Genomic DNA, 18,342 nt, shown 5'->3' with positions numbered 1-18,342 from the left:
ATCTTCAGCGTGACCAGGACCCAGCCGAGCTGGGTGGTGTCGGCCCACCAGTACAGCGGGAAGAGGATCGCGCACTTGGCGAGCAGGATCAGGTCTGGCGGCGGTGACGGCCGGCGGCCGGTGCCTCGCCGTCCTCCTGCGCCAGGGCCGCCTTGCGCTCCTCCTCGGCCTTCTCCTCCGCCTCCATCTCCGCGAACACGTCGATGGGCGCGGGCGCCTTCGCGAGGAAGACCCAGGTCAGCCAGACCGCCAGCAGGAACGGCGGGATCTTCAGCGTGACCAGGACCCAGCCGAGCTGGGTGGTGTCGGCCCACCAGTACAGCGGGAAGAGGATCGCGCACTTGGCGAGCAGGATCAGGCCCCAGGCCCAGCTCGCCTTGGCGTAGGCCTTCTTGCGGCCCGGGTTGCGGGTGCGCCAGGAGAGGTTCTCCTTGAAGACCGGGCCGAGCATCAGGCCGATCAGCGGGACCCCGGCCAGCGTGGTCACGATGTAGGCCACGGCCAGGCCCAGCGTGTAGAGCATGCCGGGCAGGTAGAAGTCCTTGGCGTTGCCGGTCATCATCGCGAAGACGACACCGAAGGCGACGCCGAAGACACCGCTGAAGGCGTGCTTGACGGTGTCCCGCCTCGCCAGCCGGACCACGACCAGCAGCAGCGACACGGCCAGTGCGGCGATCGCCGACCAGTGCAGGTCCTTGCTGATCGTGAAGATCGTGACGAAGAGGAGGCCGGGCAGCACCGTCTCGACCATGCCCCGCACCCCGCCGAACGCCTCGAACAGCGCGGCCTCCGTCGCCGCCCGGGCATCGTCGTCGGCATTCGTGTCTTGGGTCGGCTTGTCGAGTGACGTCACCGGCTACTCCCGTCCGAGGGGTCGCAGTTCGTACTTGGGGTTGAACAGCACCCGGCGGCCCCGGCTCATCGAGATCCGGCCCGATGCGATCAGCTTGCGCCCCGGTTCGATCCCGACGATGGAGCGCCTGCCGAGCCACACCACGTCCAGCGCGGCCGTGCCGTCGAACAACTCGGCCTCCAGGGCCGGCACTCCGGCACGTGGACGCAGGGTGACCGTGCGCAAGGTACCAGTAACCGTGACGATCTGCCGGTCGGTGCAGTCGCCGATCCGCGTACAGCCCGCGGTCTCGGCGTCCTCCCGCAGTTCCTCGGACTCCAGGTCCTCCTGTGACGAGGAAAGCCGGTCGAGCATGCGCCGAAACCGGCCCGCCGGCTTTTCGGAACGAGGAACAGCACTCATGTCTGAAGCGTACCGGGGTGCCTGGAGGACGACGTAACCGCTCACTTCTCGAAGCGGTAGCCCATCCCCGGCTCGGTGACGAAGTGCTTGGGGTGCGAGGGGTCGGCCTCCAGCTTCCTGCGCAGCTGTGCCATGTACACGCGCAGATAGTTCGTCTCCGTGCCGTACGACGGTCCCCACACCTCCTGGAGGAGCTGCTTCTGGCTGACCAGCCGGCCGGTGTTGCGCACCAGCACCTCCAGCAGATGCCATTCGGTCGGGGTGAGCCGTACGTCCTTGCCGGCCCGGTTGACCTTCTTCGCGGCCAGGTCGACGGTGAAGTCCTCGGTCTCCACCAGCACGCCGTCCTCGCCGCTCCCGACGGGCTCGGCGCGGCGGACGGCGGCCCGCAGCCGGGCCAGCAGCTCGTCCATGCCGAAAGGCTTGGTGACGTAGTCGTCGGCGCCCGCGTCCAGCGCCTGGACCTTCTCGTCGGAGGAGTGGCGGGCGGACAGCACCAGGATCGGCACCCGGGTCCAGCCGCGCAGGCCCCTGATCACCTCGACTCCGTCCATGTCGGGCAGGCCGAGGTCGAGGACGACCACGTCGGGGTGGCGGGAGGCGGCGAGGTCGAGGGCGGTCCGGCCGTCGGAGGCGGCGTCGACCTCGTACTTGCGTGCCTTGAGGTTGATCACGAGCGCACGCACGATCTGCGGCTCGTCGTCGACCACCAGCACCCGCGTCATGTGGTTTGCCTTTCTGGTTCGGCGAGTCGTGCGGGGACGCGAAGGCTCTCCGCGGCCCGCAGGGTGAGGACCATCGTCAGACCGCCGCCGGGCGTGTCCTCGGCCTCGAGCGTGCCGCTCATGGCCTCGGCGAAGCCGCGCGCCACGGCGAGGCCGAGGCCGACGCCTGCTCCGCGCGGGGCGTCGCCGTGCCGCTGGAACGGCTCGAAGATGCGGTCCTTGGCCTCGTCCGGGACGCCCGGTCCGCGGTCGACGACCCGGACCTCGACCCGGTCGGCCATGGCGCTGGCGGACACCAGCACCGGCTCGTCCGGCGGACTGTACTTCACGGCGTTCTCCACCAGGTTGGCGACCGCGCGCTCCAGCAGCCCGGGGTCGACGGCGACCATCGGGAGGGACTCCGGGATGTCCAGGTGCACGCTGTCCTCGGGCACCCCGCCCAGCGCCATCGGCACCACCTCGTCGAGGTCGATCTCGCGGATCAGCGGGGTGACGGTGCCGGTCTGGAGGCGGGACATGTCCAGCAGGTTGCCCACGAGGTGGTCGAGCCGGTCGGCGCCCTCCTCGATGCCCTGGAGCAGTTCGGCGCGGTCCTCCTCGGACCACTCGACGTCCTCGGACCTGAGCGAGGAGACGGCCGCCTTGATCCCGGCGAGCGGTGTGCGCAGGTCGTGGCTGACGGCGGCGAGCAGCGCGGTGCGGATGCGGTTGCCCTCCGCGAGGGCGCGGGACCGGTCGGCCTCCTCCTGGAGGCGCCGGCGCTCCAGGACGACGGCGGCCTGGGCCGCGAAGGCGGCCAGCACCCGGCGGTCGGAGGCGGGCAGCACCCGTCCGGTCAGCGCCAGCGCCATGTGGTCGCCGACGGGCATGTCCACGTCGGCGTCCTCCGGGCGCTGGAGCGGTCCGCCCGTGCCCACGCGGCCGGCGCAGGTCCAGGGGTCCACGTCGCTCTGCCGTTCGAGCAGCGCCACCGACTCCATGCCGAAGGTTTCGCGGACCCGCTCCAGGAGCGCCTCCAGGCTGGTCTCGCCGCGCAGCACGCTGCCCGCGAGGAAGGACAGTATCTCCGCCTCGGCGCGCAGCCGGGCGGCCTGGTGGGTGCGGCGGGCCGCGAGGTCCACCACCGAGGCCACGGACACGGCGACGCCGACGAAGATCGCGATGGCGACGATGTTCTTGGGGTCGGCGATGGTCAGCCGGTGCAGGGGCGGGGTGTAGTAGTAGTTCAGCAGAAACGATCCGACGGCTGCCGAGGCGAGCGCCGGCAGCAACCCGCCCAGCAGGGCCGCGGCCACCGTCAGGGCCAGGAACAGCAGCATGTCGTTGGCCAGGCCGATGTCCCCGGTGTTCAGCAGCAGCGCGAGGGCCACCGGTCCGGCGACCGCGACCGTCCAGCCCCAGACGATCCGGGCGCGGCCGAGCCGGGCGCCGCGGGCCACCGGCAGTCCCCGCCCCTTGGCGACCTGCCCGTGGGTGACGATGTGCACGTCGAGGTCGGGGCCCGACTCGCGGGCCACCGTGGCGCCCACGCCAGGTCCGAAGACGTACTGCCAGGTCTTGCGGCGCGAGGAGCCCAGCACGATCTGGGTGGCGTTGACCCCGCGGGCGAAGTCGAGCAGCGCGGCGGGTATGTCGTCGCCGACGACATGGTGGAAGGTGCCGCCCAGGTCCTCCACGAGGGTGCGCTGGACGGTCAGTTCCTTCGGGGAGGCGGAGGACAGTCCGTCGCTGCGGGCGATGTAGACGGCCATGACCTCCCCTCCGGCGCCCTTCTCGGCCAGCCGGGCCGCCCGGCGGATCAGCGTGCGCCCCTCGGGGCCGCCGGTCAGGCCGACCACGATGCGCTCGCGCGAGCCCCAGATCTTGGAGACCTGGTGCTCGCTGCGGTAGCGCTGGAGGTATTCGTCGACCCGGTCGGCCACCCACAGCAGGGCCAGTTCGCGCAGCGCGGTGAGGTTGCCGGGCCGGAAGTAGTTGGACAGGGCGGCGTCGACCTTGTCCGATTTGTAGATGTTGCCGTGCGCCATCCGGCGGCGAAGGGCCTCCGGCGACATGTCGACCAGTTCGATCTGGTCGGCCCGCCGCACCACCTCGTCCGGGACGGTCTCGCGCTGCCGGATGCCCGTGATCGACTCGACGACGTCGCCGAGGGACTCCAGATGCTGGATGTTGACCGTGGAGATGACGTCGACGCCGGCCGCGAGCAGTTCCTCCACGTCCTGCCAGCGCTTGGCGTTGCGGGAGCCGGGGATGTTGGTGTGGGCGAGTTCGTCCACCAGGGCGACGGCCGGGGCGCGGCGCAGCGCGGCGTCGACGTCCATCTCGGTGAAGGTGGTCCCGCGGTACTCCAGCGCCTTGCGGGGAACCTGCTCCAGGCCGTGCAGCATCACCTCGGTGCGCCGCCGGTCGTGGTGCTCGACGAACGCCACGACGCAGTCGGTGCCCCGCTCCACCCGGCGGTGTGCCTCGGACAGCATCGCGTACGTCTTGCCGACGCCCGGTGCCGCACCGAGGTAGATCCGAAGCTTGCCGCGTCCCATGGCCCCATTGTCTTCCCCTCACGGCTGTGGATGCCGTGTGTATGCCGCATCGACCCTACGGCCGATATTCGCGACATAAGGGGTCGCGCGGGGGTGGTCGGCCGTCTTTGACGCAACCCTGACGTGCACGGCGTCACGGCTTACGACGTGTGGACGCCACAGCGTTACGGCGTCGCGGCGCCACGACGTCACTACGTCAGGGCGTCACGGCGCGGCAGCGAGACGGCGTCAGGGCGTCACGACTCGACGATCTTGCCGTCGCGCAGTTCCAGAACCCGGTCGGCGAGGTCCAGGAGGGTCGCGTCGTGGGTCGCGACCAGTGCGGTGACCTGCTCGCTGCGGACGACCGCGCGCAGCAGCTCCATCACGGCGTGACCGGTCTCCGCGTCGAGCTGGCCGGTCGGCTCGTCGGCTATCAGCAGCGCCGGCTCGTTGGCGAGGGCGCGGGCGATGGCCACGCGCTGCTGCTGGCCGCCGGAGAGCTCACCGGGCCGCTGCCGGGCGTGGTCGGCGAGGCCGACCAGGGACAGCAGCAGCTCGACGCGCTCCTCCCGGGCGCGCGGATCGGCGCGGCGCAGTCGCATCGGCACGCCGACGTTCTCCGCGGCGGTGAGGATCGGGATGAGCCCGAAGGACTGGAAGACGAACCCGATGCGGTCCCTACGCAGGGCGAGAAGGCCGTCCTCGCCGAGTTCGGACAGGTCGCGACCGTCGACGTGGACCCGTCCCCGATCCGGCTCGTCGAGCCCGCCGACGATGTTGAGCAGCGTCGTCTTGCCGGAGCCGGAGCGGCCCTTGAGGGCGACCAGTTCGCCCCGCGGCACCTCGAAGGAGACTCCGCGCAGGGCGTGCACGGCGGCCGCCGCCTGTCCGTAGGACTTGTGGACGTCCTCGACCCGCACCATGGTCTCGTTGATCACCTGGCTCATGTGCCCTCCCCGTTTCCGTCCCCCGTGGACCGGGCGCCAGTATCACCAGCCGCGCCCGTCCCTTCAACATGCGATCACCAACCGAACGGACGGACGTTCGCGAAGGTTTCCGGCCGGGACCGCGGAGAAGGCCGCGCACAGCGGAGGGCCGCACCCCGTGAGGTACGGCCCTGAGTCCTGTCGGTGACCGCTCTCAGCGGACCTCGGTGATCTCCGGTCCGCGCTGGAGCTGGCCCATCCCGCCGGAGAAGCGGGACTGGCCCTCGTCCTGCTGGACGCCCTCGGGCACCATCTGCGCGTCGTTCGGCAGCTTCAGGACGATCGGGTCGCGGGGCGCCATCGGGCCCTCGCCGCGGACCACGACCGTGTCCCGGAAGATCTGCTCGAGCAGTCCGGCCGCCTGCGGCTGCACCGCGCCCTGCCCGGAGATCACTCCGCGCAGGAACCAGCGGGGACCGTCCACGCCGACGAACCGCACGACCTGGTAACCGCCCGTGCCGTCCGGCAGCTGCACCGGCACCTGCGCGCGCAGCTCCCAGCCCAGCGGCCCCTCGACCTCGTCGACGATGCCGCCCTGCTGGGTGATGCCGCTGCCGATCTCCTCGCGCACCTCGCCCCAGATGCCCTCGCGCTTGGGCGCGGCGAAGGCCTGCAACTGGATGGCGCTGTCCTGCAGGACGACGGTCGCCGCGACGATCGCGTCGCCCGCGACCTCGACCCGCAGCTCCATGCCCTCGATGCCGGGCACGAACATGCCGCCGAGGTCCACCCGGCCCTCGGCCGGCTCGCGCACCTCGGAGCCGTCCCAGGGCCCGTCGGGCCGCGGTTCGGGCTCGAGCCGCACACGCTCGCGCTCGCCCTCCACGTCCGCGTCCGCCTCGGTGTCGACGCTGTCGACGACCTGCTCGGCCTCGCCGGCCGCGTCCTCGGCGGCACCCTTCTTCTTGCGACGTCCGAACACGTCACTGTCCTTCCCGGTCGGATACGACCGAAGCGTATCGATTCCCACCCGCCGGTCCGCCCACGACGGCCCGGCCTTTCGTGCCGCTCGCGCCGTCCACGGCGGCGTGGCCGCCGGTGGACCCGAAGCCCCCCTCGGCCCGCGCCGAGCCGGGAAGCTCCGCCACCTCCTGGAAGCGGACCCTCTCGACCTGCTGGACGACCAGTTGGGCAATCCGGTCGAAGCGCTCGAACCGCACGGACTCGCGCGGGTCGAGATTCACCACGATCACCTTGATCTCCCCACGGTACCCGGCATCAACCGTCCCCGGGGCATTCACGAGGGCGACACCACAGCGGGCGGCGAGTCCGGATCGCGGGTGCACGAAGGCCGCGTACCCCTCCGGGAGCGCGACAGACACACCCGTGGGCAGTACGGCCCGTTCCCCCGGGGCCAGTTCGCACGCCACGGTGGTGCGCAGATCGGCGCCCGCGTCACCGGGGTGCTCGTACGCCGGAAGCGGTACGTCGGCGTCGACACGCCGGATCAGCACGTTCAGGGGCTCACGGTTCACGGGTTCACCTCGAAGGCGCGGACGCGCCGGACCTGGTCCGGGTCGTTCATGGCGGCCTGGATCTCCCGGTCGCGGCCGTGATCGACGAAGTGGTCGACCTTGACCTCGACGAACAGGGCCTCGGCGCGGACGGCGACCGGCCCGTCGGGGCCGCCGACGCGTCCGGTGGCCCTGGAGTAGATCTTCCGTCCGGCCACCGCGGTGACCTCGGCCTCCAGATGCAGGGTGGTGCCGACCGGTACCGGGCGCACGTAGTCCGTCTCCAGCCGACCGGTCACGGCGATCGTCCGCAGCAGCCAGCTCAGCGAGCCGAGGGCCTCGTCGAGGGCGGTCGCGAGGACCCCGCCATGGGCGAGGCCGGGCGCGCCCTGGTGGGCGGGCTGCACGGTGAACTCGGCGGTGATGCGGACACCCTCGCCGGCCCGCACCTGGAGGTGCAGCCCGTGCGGTTGCTCCCCGCCGCAGCCGAAACACGCCGCGTAGTGCGAGCCGATGAGTTCGCCGGGCGCGGGGGCGTCGGGGTGCCGGACCGGATCAACGGCGTAGGGCGGGGGCTGAAGAGCTGCGGAACTACCACTCACAGGCGCAGACCTTACCCGCGCGTCGGCGTGCGCCCGACACCGTGCCAAGCTGGGTTCATGCAGCTCTCCGCCCAACCGTACGAAGAACGCCTCACCGCGCCCCGTTCCTGGTGGCTTATCAGCCTTCTGCTGGGCATCTCCTGCGCCCTGATCCTGCTCCCCATCGGCACCCTGCCGATGCTGGGCGGCCTGGTCGGCGGCACCGCGGCGGCGGCGGTCGTGGCGAGCTCCTACGGCTCGCCGCGCATCCGGGTCGTGGGCGGTCTGCTGATCGCGGGCGAGGCGAAGATCCCGGTCACGGCGCTCGGCGAGGCGGAGGTGCTGGACGCGGAGGAGGCGCGCGCCTGGCGCACCCACAAGGCCGACACCCGCGCCTTCCTGCTGCTGCGCGCCTACATTCCCGGGGCGCTGCGGGTCATCGTCACCGACCCGGAGGACCCCACGCCCTACCTGTACCTGTCGACGCGGGAGCCGGAGCGGCTGGCCCAGGCGCTGAGCGCGGCGCGGGCGGCCGCGGAGCCCGGGGCCGCGTAGCCCGGGGCCGCGTAGCCAGGGGCCGCCTAGCCAGGGGCCGCACGGCCCTGTACAGGTGATCCTGATACAGGTGATCCAGGGCGGGCTCGTCAGCTCCCGGGTCCCCCGGAGCCGCCGGTGGTGTCGGGGCCTTCAACGCCGTCGGAGCCGCGGTCGGGATCCTGGAGCGGCAGTGGACGTCCGGGCGCCTCCAGGGGCGGCAGCGGGGGCAGTTCGTCCCACGGGACCTGGATCTTGCGCAGGTCGGCGCGGATGCGGGCGGCGAGCCTCCTGGTCTCGCGCCGGTTCATGACGGCACCGGCCGCGGCGCCCACCATGAAGGGCGTCAGCTTGGGCAGGCCCCGCGCCGTCCGCTTCATGATCTGCCGGCGCAACTGGTGCCTCATCCTGCCCCCGAGGGCGAGGTCGATCGTCGACGGATTCCGCACGTCGATCCGGCGCTCGTGCGACCAGACGGTCAGATACGCGGTACTGCGGGCCTTCAGATTTCCGGGGGGCCGCGCCCCGTACACCTCGTGGAGTTCCGCGATCAGCTTGAGTTCGATCGCCGCGACTCCGGTGACTTCCGCGGCCAGCTGGGTCGGCATCGCGGGCGGTACCGGCAGCATCGCCGCCGCCCCGACGCCCGCTCCGACCGTGGAGGAGGCGCCCGCCGCACCCGCCACCAGCTTGTCCGCGAGCTGTTCGGGCCCGAGGCCCGGGAACTGCCGGCGCAACGTGGTGAGGTCCCGTACGGGGATCCGCGGGGCCATGTCGATGACGCGGTCGGTGAGGTACCAGAAGACCGCCCTGGCATGGCCGCCGCTCACGCGCGCGCCGTCTCTGGCCGCCTTTCCGGCCTGCCGGGCCCGGTGCCGGATCGCGGCGGCCTGCCGCCGGGCCACGGGCGCGGGTTCACCCGCCGGGACGGCGGGGTCACCGCGTCCGGAGACCGATGCGAGCGCGGGCGATCCCGCCGATCCGTTCGGGTCGGATGTACGGGATGGCCCTTGCTCGTCGTCACGCGCGCCGTGGGAGCCGTCGGACGGCCACGAGTCCGCTCCCCCGCGGGGGATGCGGCGCTTCCAAGGAGGGGTCGAGCCGGTCACGGCCGACCCTGCCTCAGTCGCAGTCGCGGCAGATCGGCTGACCGTTCTTCTCCCGGGCCAGCTGGCTGCGGTGGTGCACCAGGAAGCAGCTCATGCAAGTGAACTCGTCCTGCTGCTTGGGCAGTACCCGGACGGCCAGTTCCTCGTTCGAGAGGTCTGCGCCGGGCAGCTCCAGGCCTTCGGCGGCCTCGAACTCGTCGACGTCCACAGCGGAGGTCGACTTGTCGTTCCGCCTGGCCTTCAGCTCTTCCAGGCTGTCCGAGTCGACGTCGTCGTCGGTCTTGCGTGGGGTGTCGTAATCGGTTGCCATGTCGCTCTCCCCCTCTGGGTGTATGCGGTGTCTCCAGCGCACGTAACGCGTGAGAGGCCGGACTTGTGCCCGACCTGAGGCGGAGATTTTGCCTCACATCAAGGTCTGTTACTCAATCGACACCCAACCGCACTCCTCAAGAGTGATCGGCTTGGATGGCGATCGGGACCGTACACGGTCCGGATGCCCCGCTCCAAAGCGGTCTCACCGTGTACTTCCCGTGATCATGCCCCCTGAAAACCGGGATTTTTCCGGCATTTCCAGGGTTCGCATGGCCACGGAGAGTAGGTGGCTGGAAAACCGCTCCTGTGATCGATCACACACGGTGAGGCCGGGAACGGCCCCGGGAATTTCCGCGCAAAGCGAACATCCCCGCGTGTCGGCGCAATGATCTCAGATCGGCAGCGCCACTCGCATCACGAGCCCACCCCCCTCACGCGGCTGGGCCGAGATGTGCCCGCCGTGCGCCCTCGCCACGGAGCGGGCGATGGACAGGCCCAGGCCGACACCCTTGTCGCTGCCGGTGCGCTCGGTGCGCAGCCGCCTGAAGGGCTCGAAGAGGTTGTCGATCTCGTACGCCGGGACGACCGGTCCGGTGTTCGTGACGACGAGGATCGCCTGACCGTGCTGGGCGTCCGTGACGACCTCCACCCACCCCTCCTCGGCCACGTTGTACCGCACCGCGTTCTGCACCAGGTTCAGGGCGATCCGCTCCAGCAGCACGCCGTTGCCCTGGACGACCGCCGGCTTGCGCTCGCCCCGGATCTCGACCCCCTTGGCCTCCGCCTCCCCGTGCACCTGGTCGATGGCCTGCGAGGCGACCTCGGCGAGGTCCACCGGCTTGCGCTCGACGATCTGGTTGTCGCTGCGGGCGAGCAGCAGCAGGCCCTCGACGAGCTGTTCGCTGCGCTCGTTCGTGGCCAGCAGGGTCTTGCCGAGTTGCTGGAGCTCCATCGGCGCATGCGGGTCGGAGAGCTGCACCTCCAGGAGCGTGCGGTTGATCGCGAGCGGTGTGCGCAGCTCGTGCGAGGCGTTGCCGACGAAGCGCTGCTGGGCGGTGAAGGCCCGCTGCAGCCGCTCCAGCATGTCGTCGAAGGTGTCCGCGAGCTCCTTCAGCTCGTCGTCCGGGCCGTCCAGCTCGATCCGCCGGGACAGGTCGGAACCGGCCACGGCGCGGGCGGTGCGGGTGATCCGGCCGAGCGGGGACAGCACGCGGCCGGCCATCGCGTAGCCGAACGCGAAGGCGATCACGGCGAGACCGAGCAGGGCGAGGAGCGAGCGGCTGAGCAGGCTGTCCAGGGCGGCCTGGCGCTGGTGGTCGATGCAGGCGCTGATCGCGGCGTTGAACTCCGACAGCGACAGGTTGCCGTTGTCGACGCCCGGACAGTCGGTGCTGGTGACCCTCAGGGCGTTGAAGTCGACGATCTTGAACAGCGGTTGGTTGCCGGTGCGCAGGCCTTGCGCGGCGAGCAGGTAGATGATCGACAGCAGCAGGATGCCGGCGATCAGGAACATGCCGCCGTACAGCAGCGTCAGCCGTATCCGGATGGTCGGACGCAGCCACGGGAAGGTCGGCTCCGGCCTTCTGGGGTCCCAGGTGGGTTTCGGGGGCGCCTGGGGCGGCGCCGGGGTCGCGGCCACGGCTGATCAGATCCGGTAGCCGGAGCCGGGCACGGTGACGATCACCGGGGGCTCGCCGAGCTTGCGCCGCAGCGTCATCACCGTGACGCGCACGACGTTGGTGAACGGGTCGGTGTTCTCGTCCCAGGCCTTCTCCAGCAGCTGCTCCGCGGAGACCACGGCGCCCTCACTGCGCATGAGGACCTCCAGGACCGCGAACTCCTTCGGCGCCAGCTGGACCTCCCTGCCGTCGCGGAAGACCTCGCGGCGGTTGGGGTCGAGCTTGATCCCGGCGCGCTCCAGGACGGGCGGCAGGGGCACGCTGGTACGCCTGCCAAGAGCACGCACGCGTGCCGTCAGCTCGCTGAACGCGAAGGGCTTGGGCAGATAGTCGTCGGCGCCGATCTCCAGGCCCTCGACGCGGTCGCTGACGTCGCCGGAGGCGGTGAGCATCAGCACGCGCGTCGGCATGCCCAGTTCGACGATCTTGCGGCAGACGTCGTCGCCGTGCACCAGCGGGAGGTCGCGGTCGAGGACGACCACGTCGTAGTCGTTGACGCCGATGCGCTCCAGGGCGGCCGCACCGTCGTACACGACGTCGACGGCCATGGCCTCCCGGCGCAGTCCGGTGGCCACCGCATCGGCGAGCAGCTGCTCGTCCTCGACGACGAGTACGCGCACGTCTTGTCCTTCCTGTGTCCACCCGCGTAGCGCCGCTCGGGGCGCACGCCGGCAGGCGTTCTCATGAGTGTGTGCATCCATCCTGCCCTTTTGGGCCATAAGTCGGCGGTAAGCCGTGGAAGCGGCCGGTGGACGGGAGGCGAGCGGCGGGCGAAGGGGCCGCGAATCCCGAATTTTCTGTCCGGTGGAGGTTTCCGCCGCGAGGAGTCGGGGGAGGACGGGTTTACACCCCGCGATCACGCTCTGCATGTGCCGCAGCACCATGCGGTACTCCGCGATCCACTTTCGCAGAGTGGGTGTGGGTGTCCAGCGCCGTCGCCGCCCGGTCGGGCAGCGCCGGGCACCTGCTGAGACGTGATCGTCCCTTCCGAACGGCACACCCCCGTGCCACCGACCCACCGACCCAGGACGAGGGGGCGCAAGCATGGACGCATTCACCGCAGGACTTCTGCAGCGCATAAAGGCGACCGAGTCCGATCTGACGCGGGCCCGTGACGACGGCGACGACTTCCTCGTCGAGGTCGAACTGGCCGAACTCGACGACCTGCGCCGCCTCGCCGCCGAACACGGTGTGGAGGTCGGCGTGTCCGGCGTCTGACCAGCCTGCACGCGCACAGCGGGACCCCGGCGAATCCAGCGCCGGGGTCCCGCTGTGCGTGGTGCTCCTGCCGTGCCCTCAGTCGTGCCAGGCGCCGTGCTCCTCCAGGAGGCTCTGGAGGGGCTCGAAGACGCCCGGGGTGGCCGCGACCGTCAGCTCGCGGGACGGACGCTCTCCCGGGCGGCCACCCGTCACGACGCCCGACTCCCTGGCGATCAGGTCGCCCGCGGCGAAGTCCCACGCGTTCAGACCGCGCTCGTAGTAGCCGTCCAGGCGGCCCATCGCCACGTCGCACAGGTCCACCGCGGCCGAGCCGCTGCGACGGATGTCGCGCAGCAGCGGGATCAGCCGGCGGGCCACGTCCGCCTGGTGGGCGCGGACCTCGGCGACGTAGTTGAAGCCGGTGGCGACCAGGGCCTGGTCCAGGGGCGGCGCGGCGCGGCAGGACAGCTTGCGCTCGCCGGCCCAGGCCCCGGTGGCCCAGGCCCCGCGGCCGCGCACGGCGTGGAACGACTCGCCGCGCATCGGGACGGTCACGACGCCGACGACCGCCTCGCCGTCCTGCTCGGCCGCGATGGAGACGGCCCAGGTCGGCAGTCCGTACAGGTAGTTCACGGTGCCGTCGAGCGGGTCGATCACCCAGCGGACGCCGCTCGTGCCCTCGACGGAGGCGCCCTCCTCGCCGAGGAAGCCGTCGTCGGGGCGCCGGTCGGCGATCAGGCCGGTGATCAGCTTCTCGGCGGCGATGTCCATCTCGGTGACGACGTCGATCGGGCTGGACTTGGTGGCGGCCACCGCCAGGTCCGCCGGGCGGCCGTCCCGCAGGAGTTCTCCGGCGCGTGCGGCCGCCTGGCGGGCGAGTTGCAGCAGTTCCGCGGGCAGGGTGTCGGTCACGGGGCTCCTCACGCGTAGGGGCTGTCGGCGCCCGCGGCGGCGGGCCGGGGCGTACGGGCCGGGCAGCAGCCCACCGGGCACAGGTTGTGGTCCGCTCCGAGCGAACCCAGGGCGCACGGCGTGACCTGCTGTCCGCGCTCGGTGGCGGCACGCTCCACGATCAGTTCGCGGACGGCGGCGGCGAACCGCGGGTCGGCGCCGACAGTGGCGGAGCGGCGCACCGGAAGGCCCAGTTCCGCGGCCTTGGCCGTGGCCTCGGTGTCGAGGTCGTACAGGACCTCCATGTGGTCGGAGACGAAGCCGATGGGCGCCATGACGACGGCCGGGGCCCCCGCGGCGTGCCGCTCCTCGAGGTGGTCGCAGATGTCGGGCTCCAGCCACGGGATGTGTGGGGCACCGGAGCGCGACTGGTAGACGAGCTGCCAGGGGGGGGCGACGCCGGTGCGCTCGCGGACCGCGTCGGCGATCAGCCGCGCCACGTCCAGGTGCTGGCGGACGTACGCCCCGCCGTCCCCGTGGCCGGGGACCGGGCCGGAGGTGTCCGCGGCGGAGATCGGGATCGAGTGGGTGCAGAAGGCGATGTGCGCGCCGTCGCGGACGTCCTCGGGGAGGCCGGCGAGCGACTCCAGCACCCCGTCGATCATGGGCTGGAGGAAGCCCGGGTGGTTGAAGTAGTGCCGCAGCTTGTCGACCTTCGGCAGGTCCAGGCCCTCGGCCTCGAGCGCGGCGAGCGAGTCCGCGAGGTTCTCGCGGTACTGGCGGCAGCCGGAGTAGGAGGCGTAGGCGCTGGTGGCCAGGACCAGGATGCGGCGGCGGCCGTCGCGGACCATGTCCCGCAGGGTGTCCGTCAGGTACGGGGCCCAGTTGCGGTTGCCCCAGTAGACCGGCAGGTCGAGGCCGTGGTCGGCGAAGTCCTTGCGCAGGGCGTCGAGCAGGGCACGGTTCTGGTCGTTGATCGGGCTGACCCCGCCGAACTGGAAGTAGTGTTCGCCCACTTCCTTCAGGCGCTCGGTGGGGATGCCGCGCCCGCGCGTCACGTTCTCCAGGAACGGGATCACGTCGTCCGGCCCCTCGGGGCCGCCGAACGAGAGCAGGAGCAGGGCGTCGTACGGGGTGGCGTCGAGCACGTCAGGCATGCCTCGATCCTGCCACCCCGCACCGACGGGCGGGATCCCGGCCCGTAAGGGGTCCCGGCCCGTGAGCGAGGTGCGCGGGAGCCCGTAGGGGGGTGGTGCGCAGGAGTCGTCCGGTCCGTAAGCTGTATCAGCTTCCTTCACGCCTTACCGGATCCGCGGAGACCCTGTGCCCAGCCCGTACCGTGCCCTGTTCGCCGCTCCAGGCTCCAAGGGTTTCTCCGCCGCGGGGTTCCTCGGCCGGATGCCGCTGTCGATGATGGGCATCGGCGTGGTCACGATGATCTCGCAGCTGACCGGGCGCTACGGGCTCGCGGGCGCGCTGTCGGCCACCATCGCGCTGGCCGCCGCGGTCCTGGGCCCGCAGATCTCCCGGCTGGTCGACCGGCACGGGCAGCGCCGGGTGCTGCGCCCCGCGACCCTCGTCGCGCTGACCGCCTCGGCGGTCCTGCTGTGCGCGGCGCACTTCCGGTGGCCCGACTGGGTGCTGTTCGTCTGCGCGGCCGGGATCGGCTCCGTGCCCAGTCTGGGCGCGATGGTCCGCGCGCGCTGGGCGGCCCTGTACCGGGGGACGCCGCAGCTGCACACCGCCTACTCGTTCGAGTCGGTGGTGGACGAGGCCTGCTTCATCTTCGGGCCGATCGTCTCCATCGGACTGTCCACGGCCTGGTTCCCGGAGGCGGGGCCGCTGCTGGCCGCCTGCTTCCTGGCTGTGGGCGTGTTCTGGCTGACCGCGCAGCGCGCGACCGAGCCCGCTCCGCACCCGCGCGAGCAGGGCGGCGGCGGTTCGGCCCTGCGTGCGCGCGGGCTCCAGGTGCTGGTGTTGACGTTCGTGGCGACCGGGACGATCTTCGGGGCGATCGACGTGGTCACCGTCGCCTTCGCGGACCAGCAGGGACACAAGGGCGCCGCGAGCGTCGTGCTCGCCGTGTACGCGGCGGGCTCCTGCGCGGCGGGCGTCGTGTTCGGCCTGCTGCGCTTCGCGGGACCGCCCGCCCGGCGCTGGCTGCTGGGCATCTGCACGATGGCCGTGAGTATGATCCCCCTCCTACTGGTCGGAAACTTGCCGTTTCTGGCCGTGGCGCTGTTCGTTGCGGGCCTGTCCGTCGCTCCCACGATGATCACGACGATGGCCCTCGTCGAAGAGCACGTACCACGCTCGCACCTGACCGAGGGCATGACCTGGGTGAGCACCGGGCTCGCGGTCGGGGTGGCACTGGGCTCCTCGGTGGCCGGCTGGGTGATCGACGCGGCCGGGGCGCGGGCCGGGTACGGGGTTCCGGCGGTGTCCGGGGCCGTCGCGGTCGCGGTCGGTTTCCTCGGGTACCGCCGGCTCAGCAGGCCGGCTACGCGGCGGGGAGGCTTCGTTGAGCAGCACGACGAGCGCGAGGAACGGCACGTGGCGTAACTGGGGCGGCAATGTCGGCGCGCGCCCCGGGCGGGAGGTCACGCCGGCGACGGTGGAGGACGTCGCCGTCGCCGTACGGAGGGCCGCCGAGGACGGGCTGAGGGTGAAGGCCGTCGGCACCGGTCACTCCTTCACGAGCATCGCCGCGACGGACGGCGTCATGATCCGCCCCCAGTTGCTGACCGGCATACGCGAGATCGACCGCGAGGCCATGACGGTCACCGTCGAGGCCGGCACTCCGCTCAAGCGGCTCAACGCCGCTCTCGCGCGTGAGGGCCTCTCGCTCACCAACATGGGCGACATCATGGAGCAGACGGTGTCCGGGGCGACCAGCACCGGCACCCACGGCACGGGCCGCGAGTCGGCCTCGATCGCCGCCCAGATCAAGGGGCTGGAACTGGTCACGGCGGACGGCTCGGTGCTCACCTGCTCCGCGCAGGAGAATCCGGACGTCTTCGCGGCCGCCCGTATCGGCCTGGGCGCGCTGGGGATCGTCACGGCCCTCACCTTCGCGGTGGAGCCGATCTTCCTGCTCACCGCCCGCGAGGAACCGATGAGCCTGGACCGGGTGCTCGCGGAGTTCGACCAACTCTGGGCGGAGAACGAGCACTTCGAGTTCTACTGGTTCCCGCACACCGGCAGTACCAACACCAAGCGCAACAACCGCAGCGCCGGCCCCGAGCAGCCGGTGGGGCGGCTGGCGGGCTGGTTCGAGGACGAGTTCCTCTCCAACGGCGTCTTCCAGGTGGCCAACTGGGTCGGCCGCGCGGTGCCCGCCACCATCCCGTCGATCGCCGGGATCTCCAGCCGCGCGCTGTCCGCGCGGACGTACACCGACATCCCCTACAAGGTCTTCACCTCGCCGCGCCGGGTGCGCTTCCTGGAGATGGAGTACGCGGTGCCGCGCGGGGCCCTGGCCGACGCCCTGCGCGAGCTGAAGGCGATGGTCGACCGCTCCGGACTGCGGGTGAGCTTCCCGGTGGAGGTGCGCACCGCGCCCGCCGACGACATCACGCTGTCCACCGCCTCGGGCCGGGACAGCGCGTACATCGCGGTCCACATGTTCCAGGGCACCCCCTACCAGCGGTACTTCACGGCCGCGGAGAACATCTTCACCGCGCACGAGGGCCGGCCGCACTGGGGCAAGATCCACACCAGGGACGCCGGCCAACTCACTGCGGTCTACCCGCGCTTCGGGGAGTTCACGGCGCTGCGGGACCGGCTGGATCCCCAGCGGCTGTTCCAGAACGACTACTTGCGGAGGGTGCTGGGGCCGTAGCGCTCGCGCCGGGTGCCGGGGCGGTGGTGCCGGCGTCGGACGGTTTGCCCGCCCCCGTGCCGTCGGTGCCCGCGCTCCCGGTGTCCCCGGTGCCGCCGCTGTTCCCGCCGTTCCCCGTGGCCTCGGGTGTGGGCGCCGGGCTCACCCCGGTGCCCCGGTCGGGGCTGCCGGAGGCGGCATCGCCCGGCCGTGCCCCGTCCCCGGTCCCGGTCCCGGTCCCGGGCGTCCGCGTGGGCGAGGAGGTGGGAGCCGGCCCGTCGGGCGTCACGGACGGGGTGCGGTGGCCGGTCACGGCGTAGCCGACCGTCGTGCCCCTGCCGCCGCTGAAGCTGTCGCCCGACACCAGTTCGTAGGCGGTGATTCCGGCCATGGTGACCCCGAAGACGAGGGCGGCGGCAAGCACGGGCCGCTTCCAGCTCTTGATCCGGGCCCGGTAGACGGTCCCCTCGGTGAACTCGCCCACCGGCGGCGGGGTCCGCCCGGCGGGAGCGGTCGCCGGGGACGGTCCCGGTACCGGTCCCGTGGAGGCGGCCACCCCGCGCAGCTGTTCGCCGGTACGCCGGAGGAAGTGCTGGAAGACCGAGCCGCCACAGGTGGCCAGGACGCTGACGACACCGGCCCCGAGGATCGTGCCGTAGACGCCGAAGTACGAGGCGAGCTTCGCGGCCACCACCGCCGCCACGGCGCTGCCCGCGACCTGAGCCACGCTCAGCTCGATCCGCCTCCTCTTCACCTCCTCGCCGGCACTCGGCTCACCACCGCCATCGGACCTTTCACTCATTACCGGACCTTGCCTGCCTCTGTCGGACACGGCCGCATCTTCCGTCTGTAGATCGGCCGACTGCACGAGAAAGGGACGTACGGACGAAACCGTTAGTTCCGTTTGCGGTGAATAAGTGAAGTTCGCCACGGGCATGATCGAAAAAGCGGTCGAGGGCGACCGAGTACCACCTCTGGCGAGAAGTTGGGCGGCGCGCCAATCCACGCACGTGGCCCGAATGGAGTACCGTTGTGATCCCTGGGCCCGGCCTCCCTTCGGGGTGTCCGGACCTTGCTGGACCGCCGGGAGGGGGCTGGTTGCACGGGGTGACGGAGTTGGTCACTTAGCGTTGTAAACAGGTAACCGTGCCATAACGGCGTTCCAGGGCCCGCGCCCGACACGCCGGGCAACTCGGCAAGGTTGTGGCAGGCTGCACCCGGGCAGGCCACACTCGACTAGCGGAAGCAGCGACGCACGTGACGTCGGCAGGCAC

Annotated in this window: 19 protein-coding genes; 4 read left to right on the top strand and 15 right to left on the bottom strand. The window is 71.5% G+C overall.

Features of this window, described 5'->3' with window-relative positions:
* Window positions 1–88 precede the first annotated feature (88 nt).
* From ABZ818_RS18035 to ABZ818_RS18000, 8 genes are all read right to left on the bottom strand, one after another.
* Window positions 89–853 carry a DUF3159 domain-containing protein gene (locus tag ABZ818_RS18035; protein ID WP_361415338.1) on the bottom strand — a complete coding sequence of 255 codons (765 nt, stop codon included), beginning with the start codon at window positions 851–853 and terminating at the stop codon, window positions 89–91.
* A gap of 3 nt (window positions 854–856) precedes the next feature.
* On the bottom strand, window positions 857–1,255 hold the full coding sequence (locus ABZ818_RS18030) for an OB-fold nucleic acid binding domain-containing protein (protein ID WP_361415336.1): 399 nt from the start codon (window positions 1,253–1,255) through the stop codon (window positions 857–859).
* A 41-nt stretch (window positions 1,256–1,296) separates the two neighbouring features.
* Complete coding sequence (locus tag ABZ818_RS18025) at window positions 1,297–1,980, bottom strand: response regulator (RefSeq protein WP_358737097.1); 684 nt, start codon at window positions 1,978–1,980, stop codon at window positions 1,297–1,299.
* Window positions 1,977–4,520 (bottom strand): sensor histidine kinase KdpD, encoded by a 2,544-nt coding sequence (locus tag ABZ818_RS18020; protein ID WP_361415333.1) that lies wholly within the window; start codon window positions 4,518–4,520, stop codon window positions 1,977–1,979. Before ABZ818_RS18020 ends, ABZ818_RS18025 begins: the two co-directional genes overlap by 4 nt.
* Before the next feature lie 236 nt (window positions 4,521–4,756).
* The gene (locus tag ABZ818_RS18015) at window positions 4,757–5,449 is read right to left on the bottom strand and encodes an ABC transporter ATP-binding protein (protein WP_361415331.1); all 693 of its coding nucleotides are present in this window, start codon (window positions 5,447–5,449) and stop codon (window positions 4,757–4,759) included.
* Window positions 5,450–5,642: 193 nt separating this feature from the next.
* Entirely contained in the window at window positions 5,643–6,410 is a 768-nt protein-coding gene (locus ABZ818_RS18010) for a DUF3710 domain-containing protein (RefSeq protein ID WP_361415329.1), read from the bottom strand.
* 1 nt (window position 6,411) lies between these two features.
* On the bottom strand, window positions 6,412–6,963 hold the full coding sequence (gene dut / locus ABZ818_RS18005) for a dUTP diphosphatase (RefSeq protein ID WP_361415327.1): 552 nt from the start codon (window positions 6,961–6,963) through the stop codon (window positions 6,412–6,414).
* A complete protein-coding gene (locus ABZ818_RS18000; protein WP_361415325.1) occupies window positions 6,960–7,544 on the bottom strand; it encodes a PaaI family thioesterase in 585 nt (194 codons plus the stop codon). Before ABZ818_RS18000 ends, dut begins: the two co-directional genes overlap by 4 nt.
* A 57-nt stretch (window positions 7,545–7,601) precedes the next feature.
* Here ABZ818_RS18000 and ABZ818_RS17995 point away from each other — a divergent pair, with 57 nt between their 5' ends.
* Window positions 7,602–8,078, top strand: coding sequence for a DUF3093 domain-containing protein (locus ABZ818_RS17995; RefSeq protein ID WP_361415323.1), 477 nt, complete (start codon window positions 7,602–7,604; stop codon window positions 8,076–8,078).
* 89 nt (window positions 8,079–8,167) lie between these two features.
* Here ABZ818_RS17995 and ABZ818_RS17990 read toward each other — a convergent pair whose 3' ends face one another.
* From ABZ818_RS17990 to ABZ818_RS17975, 4 genes are all read right to left on the bottom strand, one after another.
* Entirely contained in the window at window positions 8,168–9,166 is a 999-nt protein-coding gene (locus tag ABZ818_RS17990; protein ID WP_361415321.1) for a hypothetical protein, read from the bottom strand.
* Window positions 9,167–9,179: 13 nt separating this feature from the next.
* Complete coding sequence (locus ABZ818_RS17985; protein WP_005481602.1) at window positions 9,180–9,476, bottom strand: DUF4193 domain-containing protein; 297 nt, start codon at window positions 9,474–9,476, stop codon at window positions 9,180–9,182.
* Between the two features lie 393 nt (window positions 9,477–9,869).
* Window positions 9,870–11,117: a HAMP domain-containing sensor histidine kinase gene (locus tag ABZ818_RS17980; RefSeq protein ID WP_361415319.1), complete on the bottom strand. Its 1,248-nt coding sequence runs from the start codon at window positions 11,115–11,117 to the stop codon at window positions 9,870–9,872.
* 6 nt (window positions 11,118–11,123) lie between these two features.
* Window positions 11,124–11,777, bottom strand: coding sequence for a response regulator transcription factor (locus ABZ818_RS17975; RefSeq protein WP_028424348.1), 654 nt, complete (start codon window positions 11,775–11,777; stop codon window positions 11,124–11,126).
* 424 nt (window positions 11,778–12,201) lie between these two features.
* On the opposite strand from ABZ818_RS17975, the gene ABZ818_RS17970 reads away from it, so the two are divergent.
* A complete protein-coding gene (locus ABZ818_RS17970; protein WP_361415317.1) occupies window positions 12,202–12,375 on the top strand; it encodes a hypothetical protein in 174 nt (57 codons plus the stop codon).
* A 78-nt stretch (window positions 12,376–12,453) separates the two neighbouring features.
* Here the strand turns inward: ABZ818_RS17970 and ABZ818_RS17965 are convergent, their stop codons facing one another.
* Together ABZ818_RS17965 and ABZ818_RS17960 are read right to left on the bottom strand one after the other, a co-directional pair.
* Complete coding sequence (locus tag ABZ818_RS17965) at window positions 12,454–13,269, bottom strand: inositol monophosphatase family protein (RefSeq protein WP_361415315.1); 816 nt, start codon at window positions 13,267–13,269, stop codon at window positions 12,454–12,456.
* A gap of 8 nt (window positions 13,270–13,277) precedes the next feature.
* On the bottom strand, window positions 13,278–14,405 hold the full coding sequence (locus ABZ818_RS17960) for a ferrochelatase (RefSeq protein WP_361415313.1): 1,128 nt from the start codon (window positions 14,403–14,405) through the stop codon (window positions 13,278–13,280).
* A gap of 166 nt (window positions 14,406–14,571) precedes the next feature.
* Here ABZ818_RS17960 and ABZ818_RS17955 point away from each other — a divergent pair, with 166 nt between their 5' ends.
* On the top strand, window positions 14,572–15,810 hold the full coding sequence (locus ABZ818_RS17955; RefSeq protein WP_361415311.1) for an MFS transporter: 1,239 nt from the start codon (window positions 14,572–14,574) through the stop codon (window positions 15,808–15,810).
* Window positions 15,770–17,089: a D-arabinono-1,4-lactone oxidase gene (locus tag ABZ818_RS17950; RefSeq protein ID WP_361415309.1), complete on the top strand. Its 1,320-nt coding sequence runs from the start codon at window positions 15,770–15,772 to the stop codon at window positions 17,087–17,089. The genes ABZ818_RS17955 and ABZ818_RS17950 overlap by 41 nt, the downstream gene beginning before the upstream one ends.
* On the opposite strand, the gene ABZ818_RS17945 is transcribed toward ABZ818_RS17950, so the two are convergent.
* The gene (locus tag ABZ818_RS17945) at window positions 17,013–17,870 is read right to left on the bottom strand and encodes a hypothetical protein (RefSeq protein ID WP_361415307.1); all 858 of its coding nucleotides are present in this window, start codon (window positions 17,868–17,870) and stop codon (window positions 17,013–17,015) included. The genes ABZ818_RS17950 and ABZ818_RS17945 overlap by 77 nt on opposite strands.
* Window positions 17,871–18,342 lie beyond the last annotated feature (472 nt).

The organism is Streptomyces sp. NPDC047453 (genome assembly GCF_040643155.1).
In the GTDB taxonomy this organism is placed as follows: Bacteria; Actinomycetota; Actinomycetes; order Streptomycetales; family Streptomycetaceae; genus Streptomyces.
This window is presented reverse-complemented; position numbering and strand designations above follow the sequence as displayed.

Coding starts and splice junctions, on each gene's coding strand:
- ABZ818_RS17970 (WP_361415317.1), top strand. CDS start 12,202: ATGGACGCATTCACCGCAGGACTTCTGCAGCGCATAAAGGCGACCGAG.
- ABZ818_RS17985 (WP_005481602.1), bottom strand. CDS start 9,476: ATGGCAACCGATTACGACACCCCACGCAAGACCGACGACGACGTCGAC.
- ABZ818_RS18025 (WP_358737097.1), bottom strand. CDS start 1,980: ATGACGCGGGTGCTGGTGGTCGACGACGAGCCGCAGATCGTGCGTGCG.
- ABZ818_RS18015 (WP_361415331.1), bottom strand. CDS start 5,449: ATGAGCCAGGTGATCAACGAGACCATGGTGCGGGTCGAGGACGTCCAC.
- ABZ818_RS17945 (WP_361415307.1), bottom strand. CDS start 17,870: ATGAGTGAAAGGTCCGATGGCGGTGGTGAGCCGAGTGCCGGCGAGGAG.
- ABZ818_RS17995 (WP_361415323.1), top strand. CDS start 7,602: ATGCAGCTCTCCGCCCAACCGTACGAAGAACGCCTCACCGCGCCCCGT.
- ABZ818_RS17960 (WP_361415313.1), bottom strand. CDS start 14,405: ATGCCTGACGTGCTCGACGCCACCCCGTACGACGCCCTGCTCCTGCTC.
- ABZ818_RS18030 (WP_361415336.1), bottom strand. CDS start 1,255: ATGAGTGCTGTTCCTCGTTCCGAAAAGCCGGCGGGCCGGTTTCGGCGC.
- ABZ818_RS18020 (WP_361415333.1), bottom strand. CDS start 4,520: ATGGGACGCGGCAAGCTTCGGATCTACCTCGGTGCGGCACCGGGCGTC.